This window comes from Catellatospora methionotrophica (assembly GCF_011297335.1).
GTDB lineage: Bacteria > Actinomycetota > Actinomycetes > Mycobacteriales > Micromonosporaceae > Catellatospora > Catellatospora methionotrophica.
This window is the reverse complement of the sequence record NZ_JAAOTJ010000016.1, coordinates 59,823-83,003: the sequence shown is the minus strand read 5'-3', so window position 1 is coordinate 83,003 and position 23,181 is coordinate 59,823. Positions and strand designations below refer to the sequence as shown.

At 71.1% G+C, this 23,181-nt stretch carries 24 protein-coding genes and 1 pseudogene; 17 read left to right on the top strand and 8 right to left on the bottom strand.

The genetic code is table 11. The features are described from left to right. Positions 1 to 5: 5 nt before the first annotated feature. The 4 genes from ngcE (at position 6) to HAV40_RS28405 (ending at position 4,616) form a co-directional block, all read left to right on the top strand. Positions 6 to 1,427, top strand: coding sequence for an N-acetylglucosamine/diacetylchitobiose ABC transporter substrate-binding protein (gene ngcE / locus HAV40_RS28420; RefSeq protein WP_166386585.1), 1,422 nt, complete (start codon positions 6 to 8; stop codon positions 1,425 to 1,427). Between the two features lie 73 nt (positions 1,428 to 1,500). Then, a complete protein-coding gene (locus tag HAV40_RS28415) occupies positions 1,501 to 2,490 on the top strand; it encodes a carbohydrate ABC transporter permease (RefSeq protein WP_166386583.1) in 990 nt (329 codons plus the stop codon). A gap of 11 nt (positions 2,491 to 2,501) precedes the next feature. Beyond that, a complete protein-coding gene (locus HAV40_RS28410) occupies positions 2,502 to 3,446 on the top strand; it encodes a carbohydrate ABC transporter permease (protein WP_166386581.1) in 945 nt (314 codons plus the stop codon). 171 nt (positions 3,447 to 3,617) lie between these two features. Beyond that, positions 3,618 to 4,616: a DUF559 domain-containing protein gene (locus tag HAV40_RS28405; protein WP_166386579.1), complete on the top strand. Its 999-nt coding sequence runs from the start codon at positions 3,618 to 3,620 to the stop codon at positions 4,614 to 4,616. Between the two features lie 187 nt (positions 4,617 to 4,803). On the opposite strand, the gene phoU is transcribed toward HAV40_RS28405, so the two are convergent. Then, positions 4,804 to 5,442: a phosphate signaling complex protein PhoU gene (phoU, locus tag HAV40_RS28400; protein ID WP_144121645.1), complete on the bottom strand. Its 639-nt coding sequence runs from the start codon at positions 5,440 to 5,442 to the stop codon at positions 4,804 to 4,806. A gap of 236 nt (positions 5,443 to 5,678) precedes the next feature. Here phoU and HAV40_RS28395 point away from each other — a divergent pair. From HAV40_RS28395 to HAV40_RS28380, 4 genes and pseudogenes are all read left to right on the top strand, one after another. Beyond that, positions 5,679 to 6,929: pseudogene (locus tag HAV40_RS28395) on the top strand (sensor histidine kinase); the annotation flags it as partial. Between the two features lie 160 nt (positions 6,930 to 7,089). Continuing rightward, positions 7,090 to 7,773 carry a response regulator transcription factor gene (locus HAV40_RS28390; RefSeq protein ID WP_166386577.1) on the top strand — a complete coding sequence of 228 codons (684 nt, stop codon included), beginning with the start codon at positions 7,090 to 7,092 and terminating at the stop codon, positions 7,771 to 7,773. A 111-nt stretch (positions 7,774 to 7,884) separates the two neighbouring features. Then, positions 7,885 to 8,403 (top strand): SigE family RNA polymerase sigma factor, encoded by a 519-nt coding sequence (locus HAV40_RS28385; protein ID WP_239086897.1) that lies wholly within the window; start codon positions 7,885 to 7,887, stop codon positions 8,401 to 8,403. 2 nt (positions 8,404 to 8,405) lie between these two features. Beyond that, the gene (locus tag HAV40_RS28380) at positions 8,406 to 9,254 is read left to right on the top strand and encodes a hypothetical protein (protein ID WP_166386575.1); all 849 of its coding nucleotides are present in this window, start codon (positions 8,406 to 8,408) and stop codon (positions 9,252 to 9,254) included. A gap of 79 nt (positions 9,255 to 9,333) precedes the next feature. Here HAV40_RS28380 and HAV40_RS28375 read toward each other — a convergent pair whose 3' ends face one another. From HAV40_RS28375 to HAV40_RS28365, 3 genes are read right to left on the bottom strand one after another with little or no spacing between them, the layout of a single operon-like run. After that, positions 9,334 to 9,717: a type II toxin-antitoxin system death-on-curing family toxin gene (locus HAV40_RS28375; RefSeq protein WP_166386573.1), complete on the bottom strand. Its 384-nt coding sequence runs from the start codon at positions 9,715 to 9,717 to the stop codon at positions 9,334 to 9,336. Next, positions 9,714 to 9,893, bottom strand: coding sequence for a hypothetical protein (locus HAV40_RS28370; protein WP_166386571.1), 180 nt, complete (start codon positions 9,891 to 9,893; stop codon positions 9,714 to 9,716). The genes HAV40_RS28375 and HAV40_RS28370 overlap by 4 nt, the downstream gene beginning before the upstream one ends. A 16-nt stretch (positions 9,894 to 9,909) precedes the next feature. After that, positions 9,910 to 10,740: a DUF3109 family protein gene (locus HAV40_RS28365; RefSeq protein ID WP_166386569.1), complete on the bottom strand. Its 831-nt coding sequence runs from the start codon at positions 10,738 to 10,740 to the stop codon at positions 9,910 to 9,912. Between the two features lie 43 nt (positions 10,741 to 10,783). Here HAV40_RS28365 and HAV40_RS28360 point away from each other — a divergent pair, with 43 nt between their 5' ends. Both HAV40_RS28360 and HAV40_RS28355 read left to right on the top strand, forming a co-directional pair. Then, a complete protein-coding gene (locus HAV40_RS28360; RefSeq protein ID WP_166386567.1) occupies positions 10,784 to 11,710 on the top strand; it encodes a Ppx/GppA phosphatase family protein in 927 nt (308 codons plus the stop codon). Positions 11,711 to 11,730: 20 nt separating this feature from the next. Then, complete coding sequence (locus HAV40_RS28355) at positions 11,731 to 12,534, top strand: sugar phosphate isomerase/epimerase family protein (RefSeq protein ID WP_239086898.1); 804 nt, start codon at positions 11,731 to 11,733, stop codon at positions 12,532 to 12,534. A 62-nt stretch (positions 12,535 to 12,596) separates the two neighbouring features. On the opposite strand, the gene HAV40_RS28350 is transcribed toward HAV40_RS28355, so the two are convergent. The 3 genes from HAV40_RS28350 to HAV40_RS28340 are packed head-to-tail and all read right to left on the bottom strand — an operon-like array spanning position 12,597 to position 14,621. After that, positions 12,597 to 13,193, bottom strand: coding sequence for a CGNR zinc finger domain-containing protein (locus tag HAV40_RS28350; RefSeq protein ID WP_166386565.1), 597 nt, complete (start codon positions 13,191 to 13,193; stop codon positions 12,597 to 12,599). Between the two features lie 18 nt (positions 13,194 to 13,211). Continuing rightward, positions 13,212 to 14,378, bottom strand: coding sequence for a glutathionylspermidine synthase family protein (locus tag HAV40_RS28345; protein WP_166386563.1), 1,167 nt, complete (start codon positions 14,376 to 14,378; stop codon positions 13,212 to 13,214). A gap of 6 nt (positions 14,379 to 14,384) precedes the next feature. Next, positions 14,385 to 14,621, bottom strand: coding sequence for a hypothetical protein (locus tag HAV40_RS28340; protein ID WP_239086899.1), 237 nt, complete (start codon positions 14,619 to 14,621; stop codon positions 14,385 to 14,387). Positions 14,622 to 14,741: 120 nt separating this feature from the next. Here HAV40_RS28340 and HAV40_RS28335 point away from each other — a divergent pair, with 120 nt between their 5' ends. The 7 genes from HAV40_RS28335 to HAV40_RS28305 all read left to right on the top strand — a co-directional run bounded on the left by HAV40_RS28335 (position 14,742) and on the right by HAV40_RS28305 (position 22,044). Next, entirely contained in the window at positions 14,742 to 15,695 is a 954-nt protein-coding gene (locus HAV40_RS28335; RefSeq protein WP_166386559.1) for a proline dehydrogenase family protein, read from the top strand. Positions 15,696 to 15,743: 48 nt separating this feature from the next. Continuing rightward, positions 15,744 to 17,264 (top strand): hypothetical protein, encoded by a 1,521-nt coding sequence (locus HAV40_RS28330; protein ID WP_166386557.1) that lies wholly within the window; start codon positions 15,744 to 15,746, stop codon positions 17,262 to 17,264. 115 nt (positions 17,265 to 17,379) lie between these two features. Then, entirely contained in the window at positions 17,380 to 19,365 is a 1,986-nt protein-coding gene (locus HAV40_RS28325; protein WP_166386555.1) for a hypothetical protein, read from the top strand. A gap of 98 nt (positions 19,366 to 19,463) precedes the next feature. Next, entirely contained in the window at positions 19,464 to 19,673 is a 210-nt protein-coding gene (locus tag HAV40_RS28320; protein ID WP_120321539.1) for a helix-turn-helix domain-containing protein, read from the top strand. Positions 19,674 to 19,828: 155 nt separating this feature from the next. Then, on the top strand, positions 19,829 to 19,930 hold the full coding sequence (locus tag HAV40_RS28315) for a 30S ribosomal protein bS22 (protein WP_007465623.1): 102 nt from the start codon (positions 19,829 to 19,831) through the stop codon (positions 19,928 to 19,930). Positions 19,931 to 20,098: 168 nt separating this feature from the next. Continuing rightward, on the top strand, positions 20,099 to 21,187 hold the full coding sequence (locus HAV40_RS28310; RefSeq protein WP_166386553.1) for an NAD-dependent epimerase/dehydratase family protein: 1,089 nt from the start codon (positions 20,099 to 20,101) through the stop codon (positions 21,185 to 21,187). Continuing rightward, positions 21,184 to 22,044 carry a lysophospholipid acyltransferase family protein gene (locus tag HAV40_RS28305; protein WP_166386551.1) on the top strand — a complete coding sequence of 287 codons (861 nt, stop codon included), beginning with the start codon at positions 21,184 to 21,186 and terminating at the stop codon, positions 22,042 to 22,044. Before HAV40_RS28310 ends, HAV40_RS28305 begins: the two co-directional genes overlap by 4 nt. Positions 22,045 to 22,047: 3 nt before the next feature. Here the strand turns inward: HAV40_RS28305 and HAV40_RS28300 are convergent, their stop codons facing one another. Beyond that, the gene (locus tag HAV40_RS28300) at positions 22,048 to 23,112 is read right to left on the bottom strand and encodes a TolB-like translocation protein (protein ID WP_166386549.1); all 1,065 of its coding nucleotides are present in this window, start codon (positions 23,110 to 23,112) and stop codon (positions 22,048 to 22,050) included. Positions 23,113 to 23,181: the final 69 nt, after the last annotated feature.

The following is a 23,181-nucleotide window of genomic DNA, read 5'->3' as shown; positions in this document are numbered from 1 at the left end:
TTGTCATGACCGTAACCCCCGACAGCCCGTCGGAGCTGAACCGCCGCACCGTGTTGCGCCGGGCCGCTGCCGTCGGCCTGCTTGCCGCCCCCGCCTTCAGTGCCCTGGCGGCTTGCGCCAGCGAGGACGGCAACGGTGGCACCACCGGCGAGAAGACCGAGGCCAACCCGTTCGGCGTCGGTGACAAGCAGCCGCTGGAGACCGTGTTCTTCAACGGCGGCTTCGGCGAGGACTACGCCAAGTTCGACGTGGCCGCCTACGAGGCCAAGTGGCCGGGTAGCAAGGTCGACCTGAAGTTCTCCAAGACCATCCTCACCGACTACCAGCCGCGCTTCTACGGCGGCAACCCGCCGGACGTGCTGAACAACTCGTCGCCGGAGACCATCCCGGTCGGCCCGGTCGTGCAGGGTGGCCAGCTGGTCGACCTGACCGCGCTGCTGGACGCGCCGAGCTACGACGACCCCAAGGTCAAGGTGCGCGACACCCTCGTCGCCGGCGTCGTGGAGGAGGGCACGTTCAACGGCAAGATGTACACGCTGAACTACGCGTACTCCATCTACGGCCACTGGTACGACGAGGCGCTCTTCCAGAAGGAGGGCTTCACCGTCCCCAAGAACTGGGACGAGTTCGCCACCCTGGCGGAGGCTGCCAAGAAGAAGGGCATCGCCGCGTACACCTTCCAGGGCATCCACCCCTGGTACATCCACAACGTGATCACGGAGTGGATCTACAAGGTCGGCGGCAAGGAGGCGATCCTCAAGATCGACAACCTGGAGCCCGACGCGTGGAAGCAGGACGCGGTCAAGGTCGCCGCCGAGCGCATCGCGGAGATGGCCAGCAAGGGCTGGATCCAGGCGGGCGCGTCCGGCCTGGACCACACCACCACCCAGCAGGCCGTGCTCGACGGCAAGGCGCTGTTCATCTGGTGCGGCTCCTGGCTCGAGGGCGAGATGGCCAAGACGCTGCCCGCGTCGGTCAAGCTGGCCGTCGCCCCGCCGTGGGACCTGTCCTCCTCGGACAAGACCAAGTACGGCACCGTGCACGCGGCTCCCGGTGAGGGCTTCGTCGTCCCCACCAAGGCCAAGAACCCGGCCGGTGGCCAGGAGTTCCTGCGCATGATGCTCGGCAAGGAGCAGGCCCGCAAGTTCGCCGAGCTCACCAAGTCGCTGCCCGTGGTGAAGGGTGCGGCCGACGGCCTCACCATCTCCAGCGCCCTGTCGTCGGCCTCCAAGGTCGCCGCTGCGGCTCCGGAGGTCATCAACTGGCGCTACGCCGGCTGGTACGTCCCGCTGCAGAACGCGGTCTTCGCGGCCGCGACCGACCTGGCCGCCGGCAAGAGCAGCGCCGCCGCGTTCCAGGCCGCCGTGCAGAAGGCCGCCGACGAGGTGGCCAAGGACGACAAGATCGTGAAGCAGAAGGCTTCCTGATCGCGCACGGGCGGGGCCGGTTCGATCGGCCCCGCCCCACCCCCCAGTTGTGGCCAGCAAAGGACTTCCGACCATGTCGTTCGGCAGAGCCCGCTTCATCTTTGGGTTCCTCGTCGCCCCCATAGTGCTGTACGCGGTGTACGTCCTCTACCCGTACGGCCAGACGGCGTACTACTCCGTCACCGACTTCTCCGGCTTCAGCCCGGACTACTCGTATGTCGGCTTCGGCAACTACGTGGAGCTGTTCTCCGACGACGTGTTCCTGCGGGCGCTCGGCCACAACGTCGTGGTGCTGACGGTCTACCCGGTCGTCACCATCCTGCTCGCGCTGTTCTTCGCGTTCATGCTCAACGTCGGCGGGCGCGGCGACAAGGCCGGCGTACGCGGCGTGCGCGGCTCGTCGGTGTACAAGTTCATCTTCTTCTTCCCGCAGGTGCTCTCGATCGCCATCGTCGCCGTCATCTGGCGCCGGGTGTTCCAGAGCAACGACGGCGGTATGATCAACTCGCTGCTGATGAAGCTCGGCCTGGTCGACAAGGACAAGCCGCTGCTGTTCCTCGCCGAGTCCGACTCCGTCTTCCCGCCGATCCACATCGGGAACTTCGTCTTCGAGGCGCCCGTCGTCCTGGTCTGCCTGATCCTCATCGCGATCTGGGGCGGCGTCGGCTTCTACCTCATCCTCTTCTCGGCCGCGATGCAGTCGATCCCCAAGGACATCTTCGAAGCCGCGACGCTCGACGGCGCCACCCGCGTACAGACGTTCTTCCGGGTCACCCTGCCGCTGCTGCGCGAGCACGTCTCCGTCGCCTGGGTCTACCTCGGCATCGCCGCACTCGACTTCTACGCCCTGGTCGTCGGCATGACCCCCGGCCCCGGCGGCGGCGGTCCCAACGACGCCAGCCAGGTGATGAGCTCCTACATGATGTCGAACGCGTTCCGGCCCGCCCGGTTCGACTCCTTCGCGTTCGCCTGCGCCATGGGCGTCTCCATCGCCATCCTGACGCTCCTGTTCGCCGCGGCCCAGCTGCGGATCACGCGCAGCCGCGACAAGCTCGAGTTCTGAGGGGCAACACGATGTCTCACCTCGCGACCACCGACGCGCCCACGACGCCCGAGCCCACCCCGGCCCCGGCGCCCGCCAAGCCCGCGGCCAAGGACACCGGCGACACCGGCCGCGTCTTCAACGTCTTCTCGCACGGCTTCCTGTTCATCTGGGGCGCCCTGGTCACCATCCCGCTGATCTGGGCCGTCATCCAGTCGTTCAAGACCGACACCGAGATCATCAACGACCCGCTGGGACTGCCCGACCAGTGGCTCTGGGGCGCCTTCGGGCGCGCCTGGACCAAGGGGCACATCGGCGAGTTCTTCTTCAACACCGTGCTCGTGCTCATCGGCGGCGTCGGGCTGACGATGCTGCTCGGCTCGATGGCGGCGTACGTGCTCGCGCGGTATCCGTTCCGGGGTAACCGGGCCGTGTACTGGATGTTCGTCGCGGGGCTGACGATGCCGATCTACCTGGGAATCCTGCCGCTGTACCTGACGGTCGACAACGTGGCCAACGCGCTGGGGCTGGGTGAGGTCATCGGGTTGAGCACGCACCTCGGGCTGATCCTGGTGTATGTGGCGTACTCGCTGCCGTTCACGGTGTTCTTCCTGCACGCGTTCTTCCGTACGCTGCCGAGCTCGATCGCGGAGGCGGCGTCGGTGGACGGGGCCGGGCATGTGCGGTTGTTCTTCCAGGTGATGATGCCGATGGCGAAGCCCGGGTTGATCGGGATCGGGATCTTCAACGTGATCGGGCAGTGGAACCAGTTCATCCTGCCCACGGTGATCATGAAGGACGAGGACAAGCGGCTGCTGACGCAGGGGCTCCTGGAACTGGCCACGAACGCGCGATATGAGACGGACTTCGCGCGGCTGTTCGCGGGCATGACCCTGGCCATGCTCCCCATCCTCGCCGTCTACCTCATTTTCCACCGCCAGGTCCAGAGCGGCCTGACAGGCGCCACCCTCAAGTAGCCGCCGCACCACCCGAACCACACGCGCCGCCCCGCCACACGGGGCGGCGCGCTCCGTTCCCGCCCCGCCTTCCTCGCCTCGCCTCGCCACGCTTTGTATAGACGCTGGCCTATCTCATCGAATTCGAGGGCCACTTTTTCGATGAGATAGGCCAGCGTCTATGGAATGGCGATGGCGGCCCTGTGGATAACGCGCGTGTCGTCCACAGATCACCGGCGACTGGTGGACCGGACATCGTCGAGCGCCGACGCTGCCGGAATGCGCCCCGAACTAAACGAACTGATGCGCGCAGGAGCGGGTCTGTCCACGCGGGCCGCCCTCACCGGCGCTCTCCATGAGCACGTTCTCGCGTATGCGGTGCAGGCGGGCCACGTGACGCGACCCCTGCCGCGAACGTTCCTGCTGCCTGAAGCACTGGACGACTGGGAAGTAGTGCTGAGGGCAGCGCTCGTGTACGCCGGGCCGCCCGTGGCGGTGAGTCACCTGTCCGCCCTGCGGGTGTGGGGGCTGCCGGTGCCGGACGACTCGTGGATTCATCTGCTCACCGGCGACTCTCGTCATCTGCGCGGCGCACTCGGCGTCAAGGTCCATCGCCGTGAGGACTTCACCGTCGAACCGCCGTGCGTCGTCACGCGGGCCGGGCTTCCCGTCGTTCGATTGGAGGCGGCGATCGTGGACAGCTGGCCGCTGCTTCACGGTGACGCCAGGCGTGCTCCGGCGATCACCGCAGTCTCAAGCCGGATGACAACGCCTGAACGCTTGGCCGAAGAACTGCAACGAACGCCCCGCCTGGCCGGCCGTCGCCACCTGGCGCAACTGCTGGAACGGTTGGCCGCTGGTTGTCACAGTCCCCTGGAGCTGTGGGGATACGACCGGGTGTTCCATGGTCGGGCGTTCTCGCGACTGCGCAGGCAGGTGCAGGTCATGTTGGGGGGACGTGCTGTCTACCTGGACATCCTCGATGACGAGTCAGGACTCAACATCGAGCTGGACGGAACGGCTTACCATTCCTCGCTCCGCGACCGTGAACGTGACCTCCGGCGCGACGCGGCGCTGACCGCGATGGGGTTCACTGTTGTGCGATTCACCGGCGCCCGTCTGCTGCGCGAGCCCGACGCAGTGCGTGCCGAGGTGGCCCAGATGATGTCCCACCGATCGCGATGCACCTGACCGCCGCGTCTAACCCGCAGCAGCCCACCGGAGCCGTTTCCGCTCGCGAATCGCATAAACGCTGGCCTATCTCATCGAAAAAATGGCGCTCAAATTCGATGAGATAGGCCAGCGTCTACGTCAGGCGGTGCGTCCCGGGGCCACGTGGTCGCGGGGGCGGGGCGGGCGGGTGGGTCGGGTGGGGAGGTCAGGATTCGCCGGTTACGAGGTAGATGACGTGGCGGCCGGCGTTGACGGCGTGGTCGGCGTAGCGCTCGTAGAAGCGGGCGAGCAGGGCGGCGTCGACGGCGGCTTCGACGCCGTGGGTCCACTCGGTGTTGAGGAGCTTCTCGAAGAGGGCCTTCTCGAGCTCGTCCATGGCGTCGTCGTCGCGCTCCAGTTCGGCGGCGCGTTCGATGTCGCGGGAGGCGAGTACAAGCGTGATCTTGCCGGCGATGCGGTCGGCGATGTTGGCCATCTGGCCGAAGACCCCGGTGAGCTCGGCGGGTACGCAGACGGCCGGGTGGCGGCGCAGGGCCGACTTGGCGACGTGTTCGGCGAGGTCGCCCATGCGCTCCAGGTCGGTGCCGATGTGCAGGGAGGTGATCACCATGCGCAGGTCGGAGGCGACGGGGGCCTGCTGCGCGAGCAGCCGGAGCACCTTCTCCTCGACCGCGCGGAACAGGGCGTTGATCTCCTCGTCACGGGCGACGACGCGCTCGGCGCCCTCCTTGTCGGCGCTGAGCAGGGCGGTGGTGGCCGCGCTCATCGCGGTGCGGACCGCCTCGGCCATGGAGACCAGCAGGCGGCCGACCTCGAGCAGGTCGGCACGGAACTCCTCGCGCATTGATCACTTCCAGTAACGATGGGGGTCGGGTCTGCCTCACGGTAGGCGGCGTGCGCGGCCGGAAGGTGAACGCCGGTGAACGGGAATGGGCGCGACGGTGAACACTGTGCAACCAATGCCGTATACGCCCAGTTTACAGATGATTTGTACGAGAACGTTGGCTGATCGATCTGACCTACGATCGCAACGTGAAGGTACTGGCAGCGCCCCTCGATGGTGGCACGCTCACGCTGGCGATCGCCGTCGGCATCGTGCTGGGCCTGACGGCCGGTGTGCTGCTGTCCCGCTACCTGGCACGGCAGCGTGCGTCGAGTGCCGTGAACACGCTCGGGCCGTCGGGGCTGGGTGCGCCCGCGACCGGTGATCCGCTGGCCGGGCTGGGCCGCAAGAGTCTCGACGCGCTGCGGGTGGGCGTGGTGCTGCTCGACGGCGGCGATCAGGTCGTGCTGGCCAACCGGGCGGCCCGGGCCATGGGCATGCTGCGGGCCAGTGCGGTGCCGGGCACGATCGCGGCGCATCCGATCCTGCGTACGCTGGCGGGTCAGGTGCGTCACACGGGCGTGCCGCGCGAGGTGGAGCTGGATCTGCCGCGTGGCCGCGAGCTGGGCGAGTCGCAGCCGCTGGGCGTGCACCTGCGCGCGGTGGCGGTGGGCGGCGGGCTGGTGTGCGTGGAGGCGGCCGACGTCACCGACGCGCACCGGGTGGAGCGGGTGCGGCGGGACTTCGTGGCGAACGTCAGTCACGAGCTGAAGACGCCGATCGGCGCGTTGCAGCTGCTGTCGGAGGCGCTGCTGGACGCCACCGAGCCCGCGCCGGAGCAGCCGGCCGACCCGGAGGCGGCGGCGGCCCAGGCGGCCGAAGACGTGGCGGCGAGCCGGCGGTTCGCGGAGCGGATGAAGCGGGAGAGTACGCGGCTCGGGCGGCTGGTGTCGGAGCTGCTGGAGCTGTCCCGGCTGCAGGGTGCGGAGCGGCTGCCGGACCCGGAGCCGGTCATGGTGGACGGGGTGGTGGCCGAGGCGATGGACCGGGCCCGCACCAACGCGGCCGCCAAGCACATCGAGCTGGTCGTCGTCGGCACCCGCGGGCTGACCGTGTACGGCAACGACAACCAGTTCGCGACCGCGCTGGGCAACCTCGTCGAGAACGCGGTGGCGTACTCGCACGAGCACTCGGCGGTCGTGGTCAGCGCGCTGGCCGAGGGTGACCGGGTCGACATCAGCGTGTCCGACCAGGGCATCGGCATCGGGCCGGGGGACCTGGACCGGGTGTTCGAGCGGTTCTACCGGGCCGATCAGGCGCGCTCGCGGGCGACCGGCGGCACGGGGCTGGGCCTGGCCATCGTGAAGCACATCGCGACCAACCACGGGGGCCGCGTCGACGTGCGCAGCCGCCTGGGTGGAGGCTCGACGTTCACCCTCCGGTTACCTGCCCGCCCCCCGGAGGCGATGCTTCCGCTACCTGCCTCCTTTGAGATCGATGCGGCACCGGTGCCGGGTGCGGAGAAAGCCCGGCACCAGATCACCGCAGACGTGAACCACACGGCCGACGCCGTGGACCTCGCAGCCGAGGACGCGACCCCCGCGGCGGCTGCGAACCCCGCACGACCGGCACAGACCGGCTGACTGGCAACTGCGAAAGGTGGGCGTGATGTCCCGCGTACTGGTCGTCGAGGACGAGGAGTCGTTCTCGGACGCGCTGTCGTACATGCTGCGCAAGGAAGGTTTCGAGGTGTCCGTCGCGGCCACCGGCACCGCCGCGCTCACCGAGTTCGACCGCACCGGCGCGGACATCGTGCTGCTCGACCTCATGCTGCCGGAGATGTCCGGCACCGAGGTGTGCCGACAGCTGCGGCAGCGCTCGCACGTGCCGATCATCATGGTCACCGCGCGGGACAGCGAGATCGACAAGGTGGTCGGGCTGGAGATCGGGGCCGACGACTACGTGACCAAGCCGTACTCCCCGCGCGAGCTGGTCGCCCGTATCCGGGCGGTGCTGCGGCGGCAGACCACCGACGTGGTCGAGGTGACGGGCGGCACGCTGGCCGCCGGGCCGGTGCGGATGGACGTGGAGCGGCACGTGGTGACCGTCGACGGCGCGCCGGTGCAGCTGCCACTGAAGGAGTTCGAGCTGCTGGAGCTCCTGCTGCGCAACGCGGGCCGGGTGCTGACCCGCGGCCAGCTGATCGACCGGGTGTGGGGCGCGGACTACGTCGGCGACACCAAGACCCTGGACGTACACGTGAAGCGGCTGCGCTCGAAGATCGAGCCGGAGCCGTCGACGCCGCGTTACCTGGTCACCGTGCGTGGCCTGGGGTACAAGTTCGAGCCGTGAACCGGCTGATCTGAGCAGCTCCGCCCGGTGCCACGGGCGGAGCTTTTTTTGCGGGGGAGTCAACCTTCACGCGGGCCGCGTCGTCCTTGGTGGGCGACGAGAGGAGAGCCTGTGCGGTCACCAGACGCGTACGCCGGGCTGGCGGACCTGGTCGCGGATCGTGGCCCGGCCCTGCTGGCCACGGCGACCCTGCTCAGCGGCGGTCGCGCCGCCGGGGAGGACCTGCTCCAGGCCGCCCTGGAACGCCTGATGCGGGCTTGGCGGCGGGTCGACGGCGACCCGGAGGGTTACCTGCGCCGGACCATGTACCACCTGGCCGTGGACAGCTGGCGGCGGCGGCTGCGCCGGCGCGAGGTCGTCGCGACCGTCGAACCACCGGCCCACCCGGACGGGTCGGAGCGGTTCGCGCTGCGTCACGCGCTGGTGCAGGCGCTGGCGCAGTTGCCGCCACGGCAGCGGGCGGTGCTGGTGCTGCGCTACTGGGAGCAGCTCAGCGAAGCCGAGGCCGCCGCGGTGCTGGGCTGCTCGGTGGGCACGGTGAAATCCAGCGCCTCGCGCGGCCTGGCCCGGCTGCGTGAGATCACGGCCGCCTGGGCTCTCGACGACTCCCCACTGCGGATCGGAGCATGACCATGAACTGGGAAGATGAGCTGTCGGCCGGGATGCGCGAGCACACCGCCGACCTGAAGCCGAGCGCGGACCTGCTGGACCGGGCGGCCCGGCGCAACCGGCGGCGCACCGCGGCCATGGCGTCCGGCACCGGGGTGTTCGCCCTGGCGGCGGTCGTCGCGGTGGCGATGACGGCGCTGGGCGGCACACCCGTCGCGCCGGTCGAGCCGGGCCCGCGGCCCGCGCCGGAGCTGCTGACCGTGGCGATGGTGCAGGAACGGGCCGTCGCCGCGCTGGCCGCCGACGACCTGCAGCACGTCGTCTCGACGGTGGACCACCAGGGCCGGACCGAGCACGGCGAGTGGTGGTTCGACCAGCAGACCGGCGACTCCCGCATCACCGAGCTGCGGGCCCCTGGCGGCACGGTGACGATGGACCTCTGGCAGCTGGTACGCGACGACAAGCTCACCATGACGCAGGTCTTCCACGGCGACCGGAGCTACGTGCTCCTCGAACGCCCGCTCAACGGCCAGCGGCCGCCCGGCCCGGCGGGCAGCACCCCCGGCGAGCTGCGCGCGGCGCTCCAGCGCGGCGACGGCTACACCCTGGTCGGTCCGGCGGACCTGGACGGCCAGGCCGTTCTGCACCTGCGCCTCACCTTCGAGGACGGCTCCGACGACCTGTGGGTCGACGCCCAGACCTACCGCGCCGTACGCCGCGAGACGGTCAAGCACACCCCCGACGGTGACGCCCGCAACCGCCTGGAATTCACCTGGCAGCCCCGCACCTCTGAGTCGCTGAAGCCGCTGACGGCCACCATCCCCCCCGGCTACACCCAGCGCGAACTCCCGCCGGTCGACGGCCCGATGTAGTAAGGCCGGTTTCGGGGAAACCGCGGCTATCGGGCGACCGGTGACCGCAGTTTCCCCGAAACCGCGTCGCGGTGGCGGCTCAGAAGAGGGCGCGGAGGGCGGCGGCGATCTCGTCGATGTCGGTGAGGGTGCCGGTGCAGACGGCGATGACCAGGTCGTAGGCCGCGTTCTGGTCCAGGGCGGCGAGGCGGCGGCGGGTCACCGCGCCGTTGACGGTGAGGAAGGCGGTGGCGGTGATCCAGCCGATGCGCTTGTTGCCGTCGACGAAGGCGTGGTTGCGGGTCAGCGACTGGAGCAGCGCCGCCGCCTTGGTCCACAGGTCCGGGTAGGCGTCCGCGCCGAACACGGTGCTGCGCGGGCGGGCCACCGCCGACTCGACCAGCCCCGGATCGCGTACGGCGACCCCGAGCCGGCCGGCGATCGCCAGCACGTCGGCGTACGTCGGGACGTAGACCTCGCTCACTGGGCGAGCCGGGCGAGCAGGTCTTGGTGCGCGCCCATGATCTCGTCAACGGCGGCGGCGAAGCCGTCCGGGCCGGGCTCGATCTCGTCGACGTCGTCGAGCGCGGCCAGGCGCTCCTCGTCGTCGATCGCGGGCGTGGCGGGGGCCTGCCGCCCGCGTAGCTGCTCGTCGCTCATGGGTGCCTCCGAAGTCCTATGAGTCGAGGTTAGCCGGGCGGGCAATGAGTTTGAGCGGCGTGCGGCGGCGCGCCTCGACCGTGGCGGGGTGCTCGGCGACCAGGCCGCGCTTGTCCCGGTCGGCGCACACCTCGGCCAGTTTCGTGTACGCCTGCTCGCCGACCAGAGCGGTGAGCTCGGGGGCGTAGCTGACGTACATCGGCTCCGCGCCGACGTGGGCGTCCGGGGACGAGGTGCACCACCAGTGCAGCTCGTGGCCGCCCGCGCCCCAGCCGCGCCGGTCGAACTCGCCGATGACCGATACCAGGATCTTGGTGTCGTCGGGGCGCTTGACCCAGTTCTGGTCCCGGCGGATCGGCAGCTGCCAGCACACGTCGGGCTTGTAGGTCAGCGGGTGCACGCCGTCGCGCAGCGCCTGGGCGTGCAGGGCGCAGCCTCCGCCACCGGCGAAGTCGGCGTCGTTGAGGAAGACGCAGGGGCCCTCCTCGCCGTCGGGGCCGTGCTGGATCGCGGTACGCCGGGCCGGTTTCTCGTCGTGCAGCTCGTCGAGCTCGGTCCACTTCTCGAAGCCGCGTACGTGGTGCTGCCAGGTGTCCTTGTCCAGCCGTTTGACCGCGGCCTTGACCCGTTTGACGTCGTCGGCGTCGGTGAAGAAGGCGCCGTGCGAGCAGCAGCCCTCCTCCTCGCGCCCGGCGATGATGCCCCGGCAGGCGCTGCCGAACACGCAGGTCCAGCGCGACAGCAGCCAGGTCAGGTCGGCGCGGATCAGGTGGGCCGGATCCGCCGGGTCGGCGAACTCGATCCACTCCCGCGGGAAGTCCAGCGCGGTCTCGCCCTCATGCTCCACGATCCCAGCCTACGGCGATGGCGGGCACCGATAACGTAGGCGCATGCGGCTTGGTGTCCTCGATGTCGGATCCAATACAGTTCATCTCCTGGTCGTCGACGCGCACCGCGGCGCGCATCCGTGGCCCGCGCACTCCCAGAAGGAGCGGCTGCGCCTGGCCGAGCAGCTCGGTGAGGCGGGCGAGCTGACCATCGCCGGGTCCGACGCGCTGGTGAAGGCGTGCGAGCAGGCCAAGGCCGCGGCCGAGCAGCAGGGCGCGGAGGAGCTGATGGCGTTCGCGACCTCGGCTGTCCGCGACGCCACCAACTCCGCCCAGGTGCTGCGCCGGGTTCACGAGGAGACCGGTGTCGAGCTGCGGGTGCTCTCCGGCGAGGACGAGGCCCGGATGACCTTCCTCGCGGTGCGCCGGTGGTTCGGCTGGTCGGCGGGCCGCCTGCTGGTGCTCGACATCGGCGGCGGCTCCCTGGAGATCGCGGCGGGCATCGACGAGGAGCCCACGGTGGCGGTGTCGCTGCCGCTGGGCGCGGGACGGCTGAGCCGCCGCTGGCTCAAGGCCGACCCGCCGGGCGCGCCCGAGCTGGCCGCGCTGCAGTCCTACGTGGACGAGCAGCTCATGCACCGGGAGCTGGACGGGCTGAAGGGCTGGGAGATCGCCGCGGCGACCTCGAAGACGTTCCGGTCGCTGGCCCGGCTGGCGGGCGCCGCGCCCAGCGGCGACGGGCTGTGGGCGCCGCGCGCGCTCACCCTGCAGGGCCTGCACCAGGTGCGCGGCTTCATCCAGCGGATCCCGTCGGCAGGTTTGGCCGAACTGGACGGAGTCAGCGCGAGCCGGGCTCATCAGCTGCTCGCCGGAGCGGTTGTGGCGGAGGCCGCAATGCGCTGGCTGGGCGTCGATGAGCTGCGCATCTGCCCCTGGGCGCTCCGTGAGGGAGTCATCCTGACGCGCCTGGATCAGCTCTCGGCGGGCTGACCGGGGCTACCCTGGACAACGTGTCCGTTCCCGTACTCCTGTCCAGCTCGTCCGTTTTTCCCGAGCCCACCGCCGCAGCTTTCGAGCTGGCGGCGTCTCTGGGGTACGACGGGGTCGAGGTCATGGTGTGGACCGACGCGGTGAGCCAGGACGCCGGAGCGCTGCGCGGGCTGTCCCAGCACTACGGCGTGCCGGTGCTGTCGATCCACGCGCCCTGTCTGCTGGTCACCCAGCGGGTCTGGAGCAGCGACCCGAAGGAGCGGCTGCGCCGCGCGGTGATCCTGGCCGACACCCTCAGCGCGCCCACGGTCGTGGTGCACCCGCCGTTCACCTGGCAGCGCGACTACGCCCGGGGCTTCGCCGACACGGTGGGCAAGCTGGCCCACCGGCACACCGGGGTGCGCATCGCGGTGGAGAACATGTATCCGGTGCGCATGGGCCGCCGCCAGGTGGTGCCGTACTACCCCGGCTGGGACCCGACCGAGGCCGGCTACGACTCGTACACCCTGGATCTGTCGCACTGCGCGGCGTCGCGCTCCGACGCCCTGGAGATGGCCGACACGATGGGCGACGGGCTGGCCCACGTCCACCTGGGCGACGGCACCGGCGAGGGCCGCGACGAGCACCTGGTGCCCGGCCGTGGCACGCAGCCGTGCGCCCGCCTGCTGGAGGGGCTGGAGCGGCGCGGGTTCACCGGTTCCGTGGCGATGGAGGTGGCCACCCGCAAGGCGGGCAGTCGCGCCGCCCGGGAGGCCGACCTCGCCGAGGCGCTGGCGTTCGCGCGTACGCACCTGGCGGCGGGTGTGGCGCCGACCCGCTCCTGAGCATCGTGAGACGAAGGGCCGCTCCCCGGCAGGGAAGCGGCCCTTCGTGACGGACGGGTGGGTCAGCCGACCGGAGTGAGCGTGGGCTGGGCCGGGACGGTCGGCTTGAGCTGGGCCTTGGAGTGGGAGGCCAGCTCGGACACCGCGGCCTTCTTGCGGGCGCGGTGGGCCGCGACGTGCGAGCGCGTGGCGCAGCGCTCGGAGCAGAAGCGGCGGCAGTTGTTGGACGAGGTGTCGAGGTAGACGTTGCCGCACCGGTCGTCGGCGCACACGCCGAAGCGGGCGCTGCCGTACTCGCAGAGCCACACCGACAGGCCCCAGACGGCCCCGGCGAGGTACTCGGCGCTGACCGCGGAGCCGCGGCTGGTGACGTGGATGTGCCAGTTCCCGGACTCGTGACCGGAGATGCGGGGGTGCACCGGATGGGCTTCGAGCAGCGAGTTGAGTTCTTCGACGGCCTCGCGTTCGCGGCCGTGCGCACCGTGCTCGAAGACCTCGCGCAGGCGGCGTTGTGCCTTGCGGAATGCCTGCAGGTCACGTTCGGTGGCGTCCTCGCACATCCAGTCCGGCCCCGGCAGGACAGCGCGGAGCTGGCTCAGGTCGTCCAGCGGCGCGTTGACAAGATCAACAGCCGTTCGGGCGTACGCATCGAAGTTCACCCGACAAAGGTAGTGCACCTACGGCGTGCGTGGGGTGTCAACATAGTGGGGTATGAACCGTGCGTGACCGTCCGTGATCAGGCTGGTGCTCTCCCGTAGCCCGAGTCCCGCCGACTCGCCATCGATGATCCACGAACCCAGCACCACGTGGTTGCCTTCAAATGACGGCAGCGCACGGAACTCCTGGAAGCAGTGCCCGCCGGTGTCGTAGATACCGTCCGTGACCTGCTCACCGGCCGCAGTGACGATCCGCACATTGGCTCCCTCTCGGCCCAGCAGCGGCTTGGCGACGTACTCGGCCATGTCCCGCGGGCCGTCCAGGTATGCGGGCAGCAGCAGCTCGTGGCCGGGGTACAGCTCCCAGAGCACGGCCAGCAGCGCCTTGTTCGACAGCAGCAGCTTCCAGGCCGGCTCGATCCAGGTGGTCGGGGTGCCCGGCGCCAGCGCGAGCCGCCCGTAGGGCTCGGCGACCATCCACTCCCAGGGATACAGCTTGAAGATCGTGCTGATCGGGTCACCGCCGCTGTCCCGGAAGCGCCGCCCGTCCCAGGCGATGTCGAGCATCGGGGTCACCCGCACGTCCAGGCCCGCCTGGTGCGCGGTGTCGGCCAGGTAGCCGACGGTCATCAGGTCCTCGAACGTCTCTTCCAGGTTCGACCACGCGAAGTGCACCGGGCCCGGCGCGAAGTCGGGGCCGAGCCTGCGCCAGGCCGCGATGAGGCGCTCGTGCAGGCTGTTCCACTGGTCCAGGTCCGGCCGCGTGTCGGTGAGCCAGAACCACTGGATGATCGACGCCTCCAGCAGCGAGGTCGGCGTGTCCGCGTTGTACTCCAGCATCTTCGGCGGGCCGCTGCCGTCGTACCAGAGGTCGAACCGGCCGTAGAGCGTCGGCGGCTGCTCGCGCCAGACCCGGCGCACCTCGGGCACGGCCCAGGCCGGGATGCCGAGCTCGGCCCACCGGTCCTGCTCCACCACGTGCCGCGCGGCCGCCAGCGACATCCGGTGCAGCTCCTCGGTCGCCTCCTCCAGGCGCAGCACCTCGTCCAGGCCGAACGCGTAGCAGGCCGACTCGTCCCAGTACGGGATCGTGGTGCCGTCGTCGAGCTTGGTGTCGGCGTAGAGCATGCCCTGGGCCCGGACCGTCTCACGCCAGTCCGGGCGGGGTTCGACCTGGTGCCGCTGCACGGGCGATCAGCCGCCGCAGGAGGCGAGGTGGGTGCCGAAGCCGCCCGAGTCGGGCAGTGCCTCGGTCGGGGCGGGAGGTTCGGCCAGCCGGATGCCGGAGCCGCCGGCGGCGAAGACGGTCGGCTGCGGCTGGGGCGAGCTCGAGCAGTCGTCATCGTCGTCGAGCGCGCACGCCAGACCGGCGACGAGCAGCACGACCCCACCGATGATCACAGCAGGGGAGCGGAGCGGGTTGGAGTTCACAGCTGACGTTTGTAGCCGACTCACACAACCCTCCGGTAGTCGAGATATCGAGCCGTGTTCTTGTATACAACGGGCAGGAGTCCCGTGAGCCCGTCAGCACACGCGGGTTACGCTGCCCTCATGCTTCGCTCCGTGATCCTCGCCGCCGCCCGATCCCAGAAGGTGGAACGGCTCGTAGAGACCGCACCGATCAGCCGGGACGTCGTCAGGCGTTTCGTCGCCGGTTCCGGCACCGGCGAGGCGCTCGCCACCACCAGGCAGCTCGCCGACGCCGGTCTCTGCATCACGCTGGACAACCTCGGCGAGGATACTCTCACCGCCGACCAGGCCAACGCCACCAAGGAGGCGTACCTGGAGCTGCTGGCGGCGCTGGGCCAGGCCGGGCTGACCGCGCCCAAGGAGGGCGGCGGCCCGGTGACCGTGGCGACCGCCGAGGTCAGCCTGAAGCTGTCCGCGCTCGGCCAGGCCTTCGACGAGCAGCTCGCGGAGAAGAACGCCCGGGAGATCTGCGAGGCCGCCGCGGCGCTGGGCACCACGGTCACCCTGGACATGGAGGACCACACCACCACCGACTCGACTTTGGACATCCTGTCCCGGCTGCGACGCGACCACCCGGGCACGGGCGCGGTGCTGCAGGCGTACCTGCGCCGCACCGAGGGCGACTGCCGGGAGCTGGCCACCGCCGGATCGCGGGTGCGGCTGTGCAAGGGGGCCTACAAGGAGCCCGAGCACGTGGCGTACCAGGCTCCGCTGGAAGTGGACAAGTCGTACGTTCGGTGCATGAACATCCTGATGGCGGGCGAGGGCTACCCGATGCTGGCCACCCACGACCCGCGCCTGATCGCCATCGCGCAGGACCGGGCCCGCTGGTTCGACCGCGCGCCGGACGAGTTCGAGTTCCAGATGCTGTACGGCATCCGCCCCGAGGAGCAGACCCGCTTGGCCCGCGCCGGGCACACCGTGCGGGTCTACGTGCCCTACGGCACCGAGTGGTACGGCTACCTGATGCGCCGTCTCGCCGAGCGTCCCGCCAACCTCGCCTTCTTCGGCCGGGCACTGATCTCGAAGAAGTGACCGTCCGGCTGATCAACTCGGCTGCGCAGGTGGGTAGCGTCCTCGTCCGTGAACGACGAGGACGCCGCCCCATCCGCTGACGGGTCCTCGATCCCGCCCGCGCCCGCCCCAGCCGTGCGGATCCAGCCGTTCCCGGCGGTGCCCGCGCAGCGGTCCGCCCCCGACGCGCCGGTCGAGCAACCGGGCCCGGTCGTGCAGGCCGAGCAGCCCGCTCCGGGCGCGATGCCGGTGCCGGGTACGCAGCCGGTTCCGAACGTGCCGTATCCGTACCCCACGCTGTGGCCGGACCCGGCGGTGCTGCACCGGCCGCGCCGTCGCTGGGGGCTGGTGGTCGCGCTGGTCGCCGGTGGCCTGACGCTGGTCTGCGGTGCGGTCGGCGGGCTCGCGGTCGTGGTGGTGCCGCCGGTGCTGGAGCAGCTCGCCGAGGCGGGGACGGACACGCCCGGCACCGCGCCCAGCCCGCGGCCCGGTGACCCGGTGAGTGTGCGGCAGGCCTGGGTCAAGGAGCGCATCGACAAGGCCCTCGCGGTGCAGAACAAAGCCCTGATCGCCGGGGACGAGCAGGGCTACCTGTCGATGGTCGACCCGACCGCGACGTCGGCCCTGGACGGGCTGCGGATCCAGTTCCGGTCGCTGCGGGCGATGAAGGTCGCGTCCTGGACCGACCGCGGCTACCAGCCGAGCCCCACCGGGGACGAGTGGACCGTACGGCTCAACAGCACGCCGTGCTTCGTCGTCGCGTCGTGCTCGGAGTCCCGGACGCCCTCGGTCATGCGCTGGCGCGTCGAGGGCGACAAGGCCGTGATGGTGGGGTGGGAGCCCGGCGACAAGAACGGCGGCCCGCCCTGGCAGACCGACGAGCTGGTGGCCCTGGCCGGTGCCCGCACCGTGGTCGCCACCACCCCCGTCTACGAGCGGCAGCTGCCGCTGCTGCTCCGCGAGGCGGAGAAGGCCGCGAAGGTCGCCGACAAGTACGCCGTCGGCAGCCCGCCCGTGCGCTACCCGGTCTACTACGCCGACAGCCGCGAGTGGGAGCGCTGGTTCGGCGGCAAGCTGCCGGACTGGGCCGGCGGCTACGCCTACGCGGTCACCAACGACCGCTACGAACTCGTGCTCAACGGGGACTACCTGCTGCAGGGCGGCATGGGCGACATGATGCGGCACGAGCTGACACACGCCTCGTCGCTGGCGGGCTCGACCGGCGGCTACGGCGCGTGGTGGCTGGTCGAGGGCCTGGCCGAGGAGGCCGCGATGAACGGGGCGAAGCCGGCGGCGTACCCGTCGCTGGACGAGGTCCGCACGTTCGCCAAGACCTGGAAGGGCGACCTTTCCGTGGTGGCACCCGGCCGGACCACGGCGCAGGGCGCGGTGGCCGGGAGCTACGGCGTGGCGTACCTCGCGGTGCACCGGCTGATCGCCCGGTTCGGGTTCGCCAAGGCGATGGCGTTCTTCAAGAGCGTGCTGCACCAGAGCCGGGAAGCGGCACTGGCGGCACCGGCGGTGCTCGGCCTGAGCTGGACCGTGGTGCAGCGGGATCTGGTCGATTACGTGCGGCGTACCTCGCGCTGAGCAGCGGGTAGGGGGCGAATCGGGCGGAAGGGCTTGACCGCCCATGCCGCTCATACCGGATTCGGTGGCCGTGAGCCCTACCCGTGGCAGCAACCCGTTGGTAGCCTCCACGTCCGTGCCCCCCGAGGACGAGAACCCTTCCGCCGGTTGGCCCCCGCCCGCCGATCGACGCTCGCCCGACGAGACCGGCACGGGGGCCGTCGACCCCTGGGCGCGCAGCGCGCCCGAACTCCTGCCGCTCGACGACGAGGACCCGACCCCGGCCGCGGTGATCGCCGCCGCGCACTCCGCCGCCCCGCCCGACGACGAGCAGCCCACCGCGCCGCTGGCCGGATACGCGCAGGCCCCGGTCGGTCCGGTCCCGCTCGGCGGCCTGGAGGCCTACGTCGAGCCGCCGACCGCGCCGTTCGCCGCCTCACCCGCCGAGCCGCCCACGCTGGCGCCCGCCGCATTCGCGCCGCAGGCCGCGGCGGACCTGACCTTCGTGCCGCCGCCCGCGCCGATGCCCCCGTCCGGCTATCCGCCGCCCGTCGCGCCGCCGAGCGGCTACCCGGTCTCCGCCGCGCCCGCGGGTCATCCGGCCTCCGCATCACCCGCCGGCTACCCGACGAGCGGATCCCCCGGCGGCTATCCCGTCTCCGCGACACCGGGTGGCTATCCCGCGTCGCCGACACCGGGCGGTTTTTCGGTGTCCGGCGGGCCAGGTGGAGGGTTTGCCGCCCCGCCGGTGTCCGGGACGCCCGGCGGATACCCGCCGTATCCCGCGTCGGGCGTGCCGGGCGGTCATCCGGTGGCGTGGCCCCCGAGTGGGCCTCCGGTGCGGCCACGGCGGCGCTGGGGGCGGCTGCTGGCGGTCGTGGCCGTCGTCATGGTGGTGGTGTGCCTGGTAGTCGGCGGGGTCGCCGTGGTGGCGTTCCCGTGGCTGAAGGAACGGTTCGACGGCACCGCGCCGAGCGGCGTGCCGAGCCCCGGCCCGAACGCCCCGTTCGCCGCCCGGCAGGCCTGGATCAAGAGCCGGATCGGGTTGGCCCTGACCGAGCAGCGCCGGGCCCTGCTGGCCGGTGACGAGCAGGCCTACCTGGCCGTGGTCGACTCGACCGCGCCGCAGGTGCTGGACGGGATGCGCACGCAGTTCCGGTCGCTGCGCGCGATGCGGGTGGCGGGGTGGACCGACGAGCCCTCCAACCCGACCGCGGTGGCGGCCGAGGGCGGCGAGCAGTGGACGACCGAGCTGCGCGGCAGCCCCTGTTTCGTGACGTCCACCTGCGCGAAGGCGGGCGCGCGGGCGCAGACCCGGTGGCGTATCCATGACGACCGCGCGTGGCTGGTCGAGTGGACGCCGGTGACCGCCCAGCCGTCGCCGCATCCGTGGCAGGTCGCCGAGCTGGTCGCCGACGCGGGTGAGCGCACGGTCGTGGCGACCACCCCCGCGTACGCGGGTGAGCTGCCGGTCCTGCTGGCCGAGGCGGAGAAGGCGGCCAAGGTCGCCGACCGGTTCGCCCGCGCGGGCGCGACCCCGTCGCGGTACGTCGTGTACTACGCCGGGCCGGACGAGTGGCGGCGCTGGTTCACCTGGAACCCGGGCGACACGGTGTCCGGCGTGGCGCTGCGGGTGAGCGTGGAGCGCTGGGAGCTGATGCTCTACGAGGACAACATCACGCCCGAGGTGCTGTCCGGGGTGCTGCGCCACGAGCTGACCCACGCGTCGTCGCTGGCCGGGCCGTTCAAGGACAGCGACACCATGTGGTGGCTGCACGAGGGCCTGGCCGACTACGCGGGGATGAACGGCCGCCCGGTGCGCGACTACCTGCGCCTTCCGGCGATCAAGCGCCTGGTGGAGAGCGGCTGGGACGGCGACGTGGAGTTCGCCGATCCGCCCCCGAACACCGCCGGCTGGGTCGTCTCGGCCCGCTACGGCATCAGCGGGCTGACCATGACCCACCTGGCCGACCGCTTCGGCGAGGCGAAGCTGGTGGAGTTCTTCCACCGAGTGGTGCACGACGGGGTGACGGTGCAGGACGGAGCCCAGGAGATCTTCGGGACGGACTGGGCGGCGCTGGAGCGCGAGTGCGCCGACTTCGTCCGGCACAGCGTCGCCTGATCACCGCGTGATCCGCCCCGATCTTGACGAAAGGCTCGCATCGGTAACAACCGTCCCGGTACCGTACTTGTTACACACCGGAGGAGGTGGGCCTGCTCATGATCGGATCGACACGACAGGACGCACGGCTGGCTGAGGTCAGATTCCTCACCGTCGCCGAGGTGGCGACCCTGATGCGGGTGTCGAAGATGACGGTCTACCGCCTGGTCCACTCGGGGGAGCTGTCCGCCGTCCGGGTGGGGCGCTCTTTCCGGGTTCCTGAGCAGGCGGTTCAGGAGTACTTGCGGGGCGCTTTCTCGGAGCAGTAGGGCGAAGTGCGAGGAGTGAGCTTGCGAGCCCCGCAGCGCGAGCTTCTGCGTTTCGGTAGTGCGGCTCACCCTGACGGTGACCCCTGGCAGTGCGCTCGCGGCTGCTCGGCTACCCTGAACGGGTTCCACCACCGTCAACTTCGAGGGGATGCCGTATGGGCTCCGTGGTCAAGAAGCGCCGCAAGCGTATGGCGAAGAAGAAGCACCGTAAGCTGCTGCGCAAGACCCGCGTCCAGCGTCGCCGTCTCGGCAAGTGAGGTCCGCGCCCCGGCGCTGAGCCACCGGGCCGGTTCGCAGCGCCATCGTGCGCTCATCCGGCGGTGTCGGCAGCTCGGGCGCAGTCCCGCGTCGACCTGCTGCGGGCCAACGGCCTGCGGGAGGCGCGGTGCTCCTCTTCATTCTTCGCCGCCCCGGGGAGGCGCGTCATGACCGCGGTCGCCAACGGCTCCGCCGCCGATCGCGCACGCGCTCCCCGGGTCGTCATCGTCACCGGCGTCAGCCGGTTCCTCGGTGCGACCATCGCCGCCCGGATCGCCGCGGACCCGCAGGTCCACAAGGTGGTCGGGGTGGACCGGGCCGATCCGCCCGACGAGCTCGCACCACTGCTGCGCGATGTCGCGGTGCGCCGGGTCGATCTGACCGAAGGCGCGTCCTCCCTGGTCAAGCTCGGTGCTGAAGCTCTCGTGCACCTCGCGGTGATGTCCTCGCCCGATGCCGAGGGCGGCGGGCGGGCCGCGATGAAGGACCAGAACGTCATCGGCACGCTCCAACTGCTGGCCGCCTGCCAGCAGATGCCGTCGCTGCGCCGCCTGGTGGTGCGCTCGTCGACGGCGGCGTACGGCGTCTCGTTCCGCGACCCGGCCGTGTTCACCGAGGACACCGAGCCCCGGGACGTGCCACGGGGCGGGTACGCGCGCGACATCCTCGACATCGAGTCGTACGTGCGGGGCTTCCGCCGCAGGCGGCCCGAGGTCACCACCACCGTGCTGCGCTTCGCCCCGTTCATCGGCCCGCAGGCCGACACGGCGCTGCTGAAGTTCCTGGCCCGCCCGGCGGTGCCGACGGTGCTCGGGCGGGACCCGCGCCTGCAGTTCATCCACGTCGACGACGCGCTGGAGATCCTGCGCCGCTCGGTGCTGGAGGACCACCAGGGCACCTTCAACGTCGCCGGACCCGGCACGCTCACCCTGTCGCAGGCCGTACGCCGGTCGGGGCGCATCGCGGTGCCGGTGCTGGAGCCCGCCATGCACGCCGCCGCCTCGTTCCGGCGCGGGGTCGCCGGGCTGAGCCTGGACCAGGTGGACCTGTTCGTGCACGGCCGGGTGGTCGACACCGCGCGGCTGGTCCGGGAGTATGGCTTCACGCCCCGCTCGACGGCCGACGCCTTCGACGACTTCGTCCGCGCGCAGAAGCCGGGCGCGGTCATCACACCCGCGCTGGTCGCCGCGACCGAGCAGCGGATGCTCGACATGATCAGGTCGGTACGCGAGACGCGGGGGAGGGCAGGCCGGTGACGGTCCCGGAGGTCGACGACGAGTTCGACGAGCGGGTCGCGGCGGGCCTGGCGTTCGTGCGCCAGCGGCTGTCGGGGCAGTATCAGGTCGACGAGTTCGGCTTCGACGCCGAGCTGACCGACCAGGTCTTCCAGCCGGTGCTGCGCCAGCTCTACCGCCGCTGGTTCCGCACCGAGGTCATCGACGTCAAGAACCTGCCCGCCGACGGCGGCGCGCTGGTCGTCGGCAACCACTCCGGCACCGTCGCGCTCGACGCGCTGATGCTGTCGGTGGCCTGCCACGACGAGCACCCGGCCCACCGGCACCTGCGGCTGCTCGGCGCGGACTTCGTGTTCCGCATGCCGTTCGTGTCGGAGCTGGCCCGCAAGTCGGGCGCCACGCTGGCCTGCAACCCGGACGTGGAGCGGCTGCTGGAGGCCGAGGAGCTGGTCGGCGTCTTCCCGGAGGGGTTCAAGGGCGTCGGCAAGCACTTCGTCGACCGGTACAAGCTGCAGCGCTTCGGGCGCGGGGGCTTCGTGTCGGCGGCGCTGCGCACCGGCAAGCCCATCGTGCCGGTGGCCATCGTCGGGGCGGAGGAGATCTATCCGCTGCTCGGCAACATCAAGCCGCTGGCCCGGCTGATCGGCGCGCCGTACTTCCCGGTCACGCCGACGTTCCCGTGGCTGGGGCCGCTCGGCATGGTGCCGCTGCCGAGCAAGTGGCTGATCCGCTTCGGCGAGCCCATCGACACCACGCCGTACGCCGACGCCGCCGACGATCCCGCGGTCGTGTTCAACCTCGCCGACCAGGTTCGCGAGACGATCCAGACGATGCTGCACGAGACCCTGGAACTGCGGCCGGACCCGTTCGCGCCCTGACCGTCACAGCGTGCGCAGGTCCAGCGCGTGCCAGGTGAGGGTCTCGTTGTCGCCGGTGGACCACCAGAGCACGCCGCCCCGGCAGGCGACCCGGCCCGCGTTCGCGGTGACCAGGGACAGGCTGCGGGTCTTCAGGTCGTACAGCATGACCCGGGTCGTGATCAGACCTTGCGTGCTGCGGGTGTACACCTCGAACCGGTCCAGCACCGCGACGTCCGTGATCGCCGACGAGACCGCGCCGGTGACCGTGCGTACGCGCTCCGAACCGTCCGGGCGCACCAGCTCGATGACCGTGGACGACTCGGTGCTGCCGATGATCAGGGACCGGCACCAGGTGGCCGAGCAGCTCATCAGCTCGCCGGGCTGCACGCCGACCAGGATCCGTTCCTCGGTCCGCGGATTGTTCAGCTCGATCGCGCCGGTGTCGGCGACCGGTTCGCCGACCAGCCAGGGCCAGGCGCCGATGGCGTACCCGCCCGCCAGCTCCCGCACGACGGGTTTGCCACCGCTCAGCGGCACGGTGCGGATCGCGGAGTAGCCGGGCCGGCCGGTGTCGGCCATCCAGCTCAGCTGCCCGTCGTGCAGCGCCAGGTCGCCCTGCCTGTCGAACAGCATCACCGCGCCGGTGTCGGCGGTGACCAGGCGCGGCGTGCCGCCGTCGAGCCGAGCGGCCCAGATGCCGCCGCGGGCCGCGCCGTCCGGGTCGCTGCTCAGCTCCACCCAGGCCAGGGTCGTGCCGTCGCTGGTGAACCCGGCGAACTCGGTGGACGCGTTCTGGGGCACGCGGCGCAGCTCGCGTTCGATGCCGCCGTCGCGCAGCAGCAGGCGCACCTGGTCGCCGGACGGCGCGGTGCCGACGGACCGGGTCGCGCCGACGAAGTAGAGCGGGCTGTAGGCCGAGCCGTCGGCCAGCGCGCCCGGGGTGTCCTGGACGGTGGCGTTCGCGTACGCCTGCGCGAGCGCGGGTTCGGCGGCGGGCGGCGGGTCGGGCGGCTGCGGGCTCAGCGCGAGCATGAAGCCTGCCGCGCCGAGCGCCAGCGTCAGGGCGACCGCACGGGTGACCGGCACGGTGGCCGGATGCCGGTGCTGGCCGTGGCTCGCGGGGGAGTTCGCGAGGGGTCCGGGTGGCGGTGGGGG

Excerpts from the sequence above, each read along its gene's own strand:
- HAV40_RS28335 (WP_166386559.1), top strand. The coding sequence starts at position 14,742 with ATGCTTCGCTCCGTGATCCTCGCCGCCGCCCGATCCCAGAAGGTGGAA.
- HAV40_RS28360 (WP_166386567.1), top strand. The coding sequence starts at position 10,784 with ATGCGGCTTGGTGTCCTCGATGTCGGATCCAATACAGTTCATCTCCTG.
- HAV40_RS28370 (WP_166386571.1), bottom strand. The coding sequence starts at position 9,893 with ATGAGCGACGAGCAGCTACGCGGGCGGCAGGCCCCCGCCACGCCCGCG.
- ngcE (WP_166386585.1), top strand. The coding sequence starts at position 6 with ATGACCGTAACCCCCGACAGCCCGTCGGAGCTGAACCGCCGCACCGTG.
- HAV40_RS28310 (WP_166386553.1), top strand. The coding sequence starts at position 20,099 with ATGACCGCGGTCGCCAACGGCTCCGCCGCCGATCGCGCACGCGCTCCC.
- HAV40_RS28405 (WP_166386579.1), top strand. The coding sequence starts at position 3,618 with ATGGCGGCCCTGTGGATAACGCGCGTGTCGTCCACAGATCACCGGCGA.
- HAV40_RS28315 (WP_007465623.1), top strand. The coding sequence starts at position 19,829 with ATGGGCTCCGTGGTCAAGAAGCGCCGCAAGCGTATGGCGAAGAAGAAG.
- HAV40_RS28320 (WP_120321539.1), top strand. The coding sequence starts at position 19,464 with ATGATCGGATCGACACGACAGGACGCACGGCTGGCTGAGGTCAGATTC.
- HAV40_RS28390 (WP_166386577.1), top strand. The coding sequence starts at position 7,090 with ATGTCCCGCGTACTGGTCGTCGAGGACGAGGAGTCGTTCTCGGACGCG.
- HAV40_RS28380 (WP_166386575.1), top strand. The coding sequence starts at position 8,406 with ATGAACTGGGAAGATGAGCTGTCGGCCGGGATGCGCGAGCACACCGCC.
- phoU (WP_144121645.1), bottom strand. The coding sequence starts at position 5,442 with ATGCGCGAGGAGTTCCGTGCCGACCTGCTCGAGGTCGGCCGCCTGCTG.
- HAV40_RS28410 (WP_166386581.1), top strand. The coding sequence starts at position 2,502 with ATGTCTCACCTCGCGACCACCGACGCGCCCACGACGCCCGAGCCCACC.
- HAV40_RS28415 (WP_166386583.1), top strand. The coding sequence starts at position 1,501 with ATGTCGTTCGGCAGAGCCCGCTTCATCTTTGGGTTCCTCGTCGCCCCC.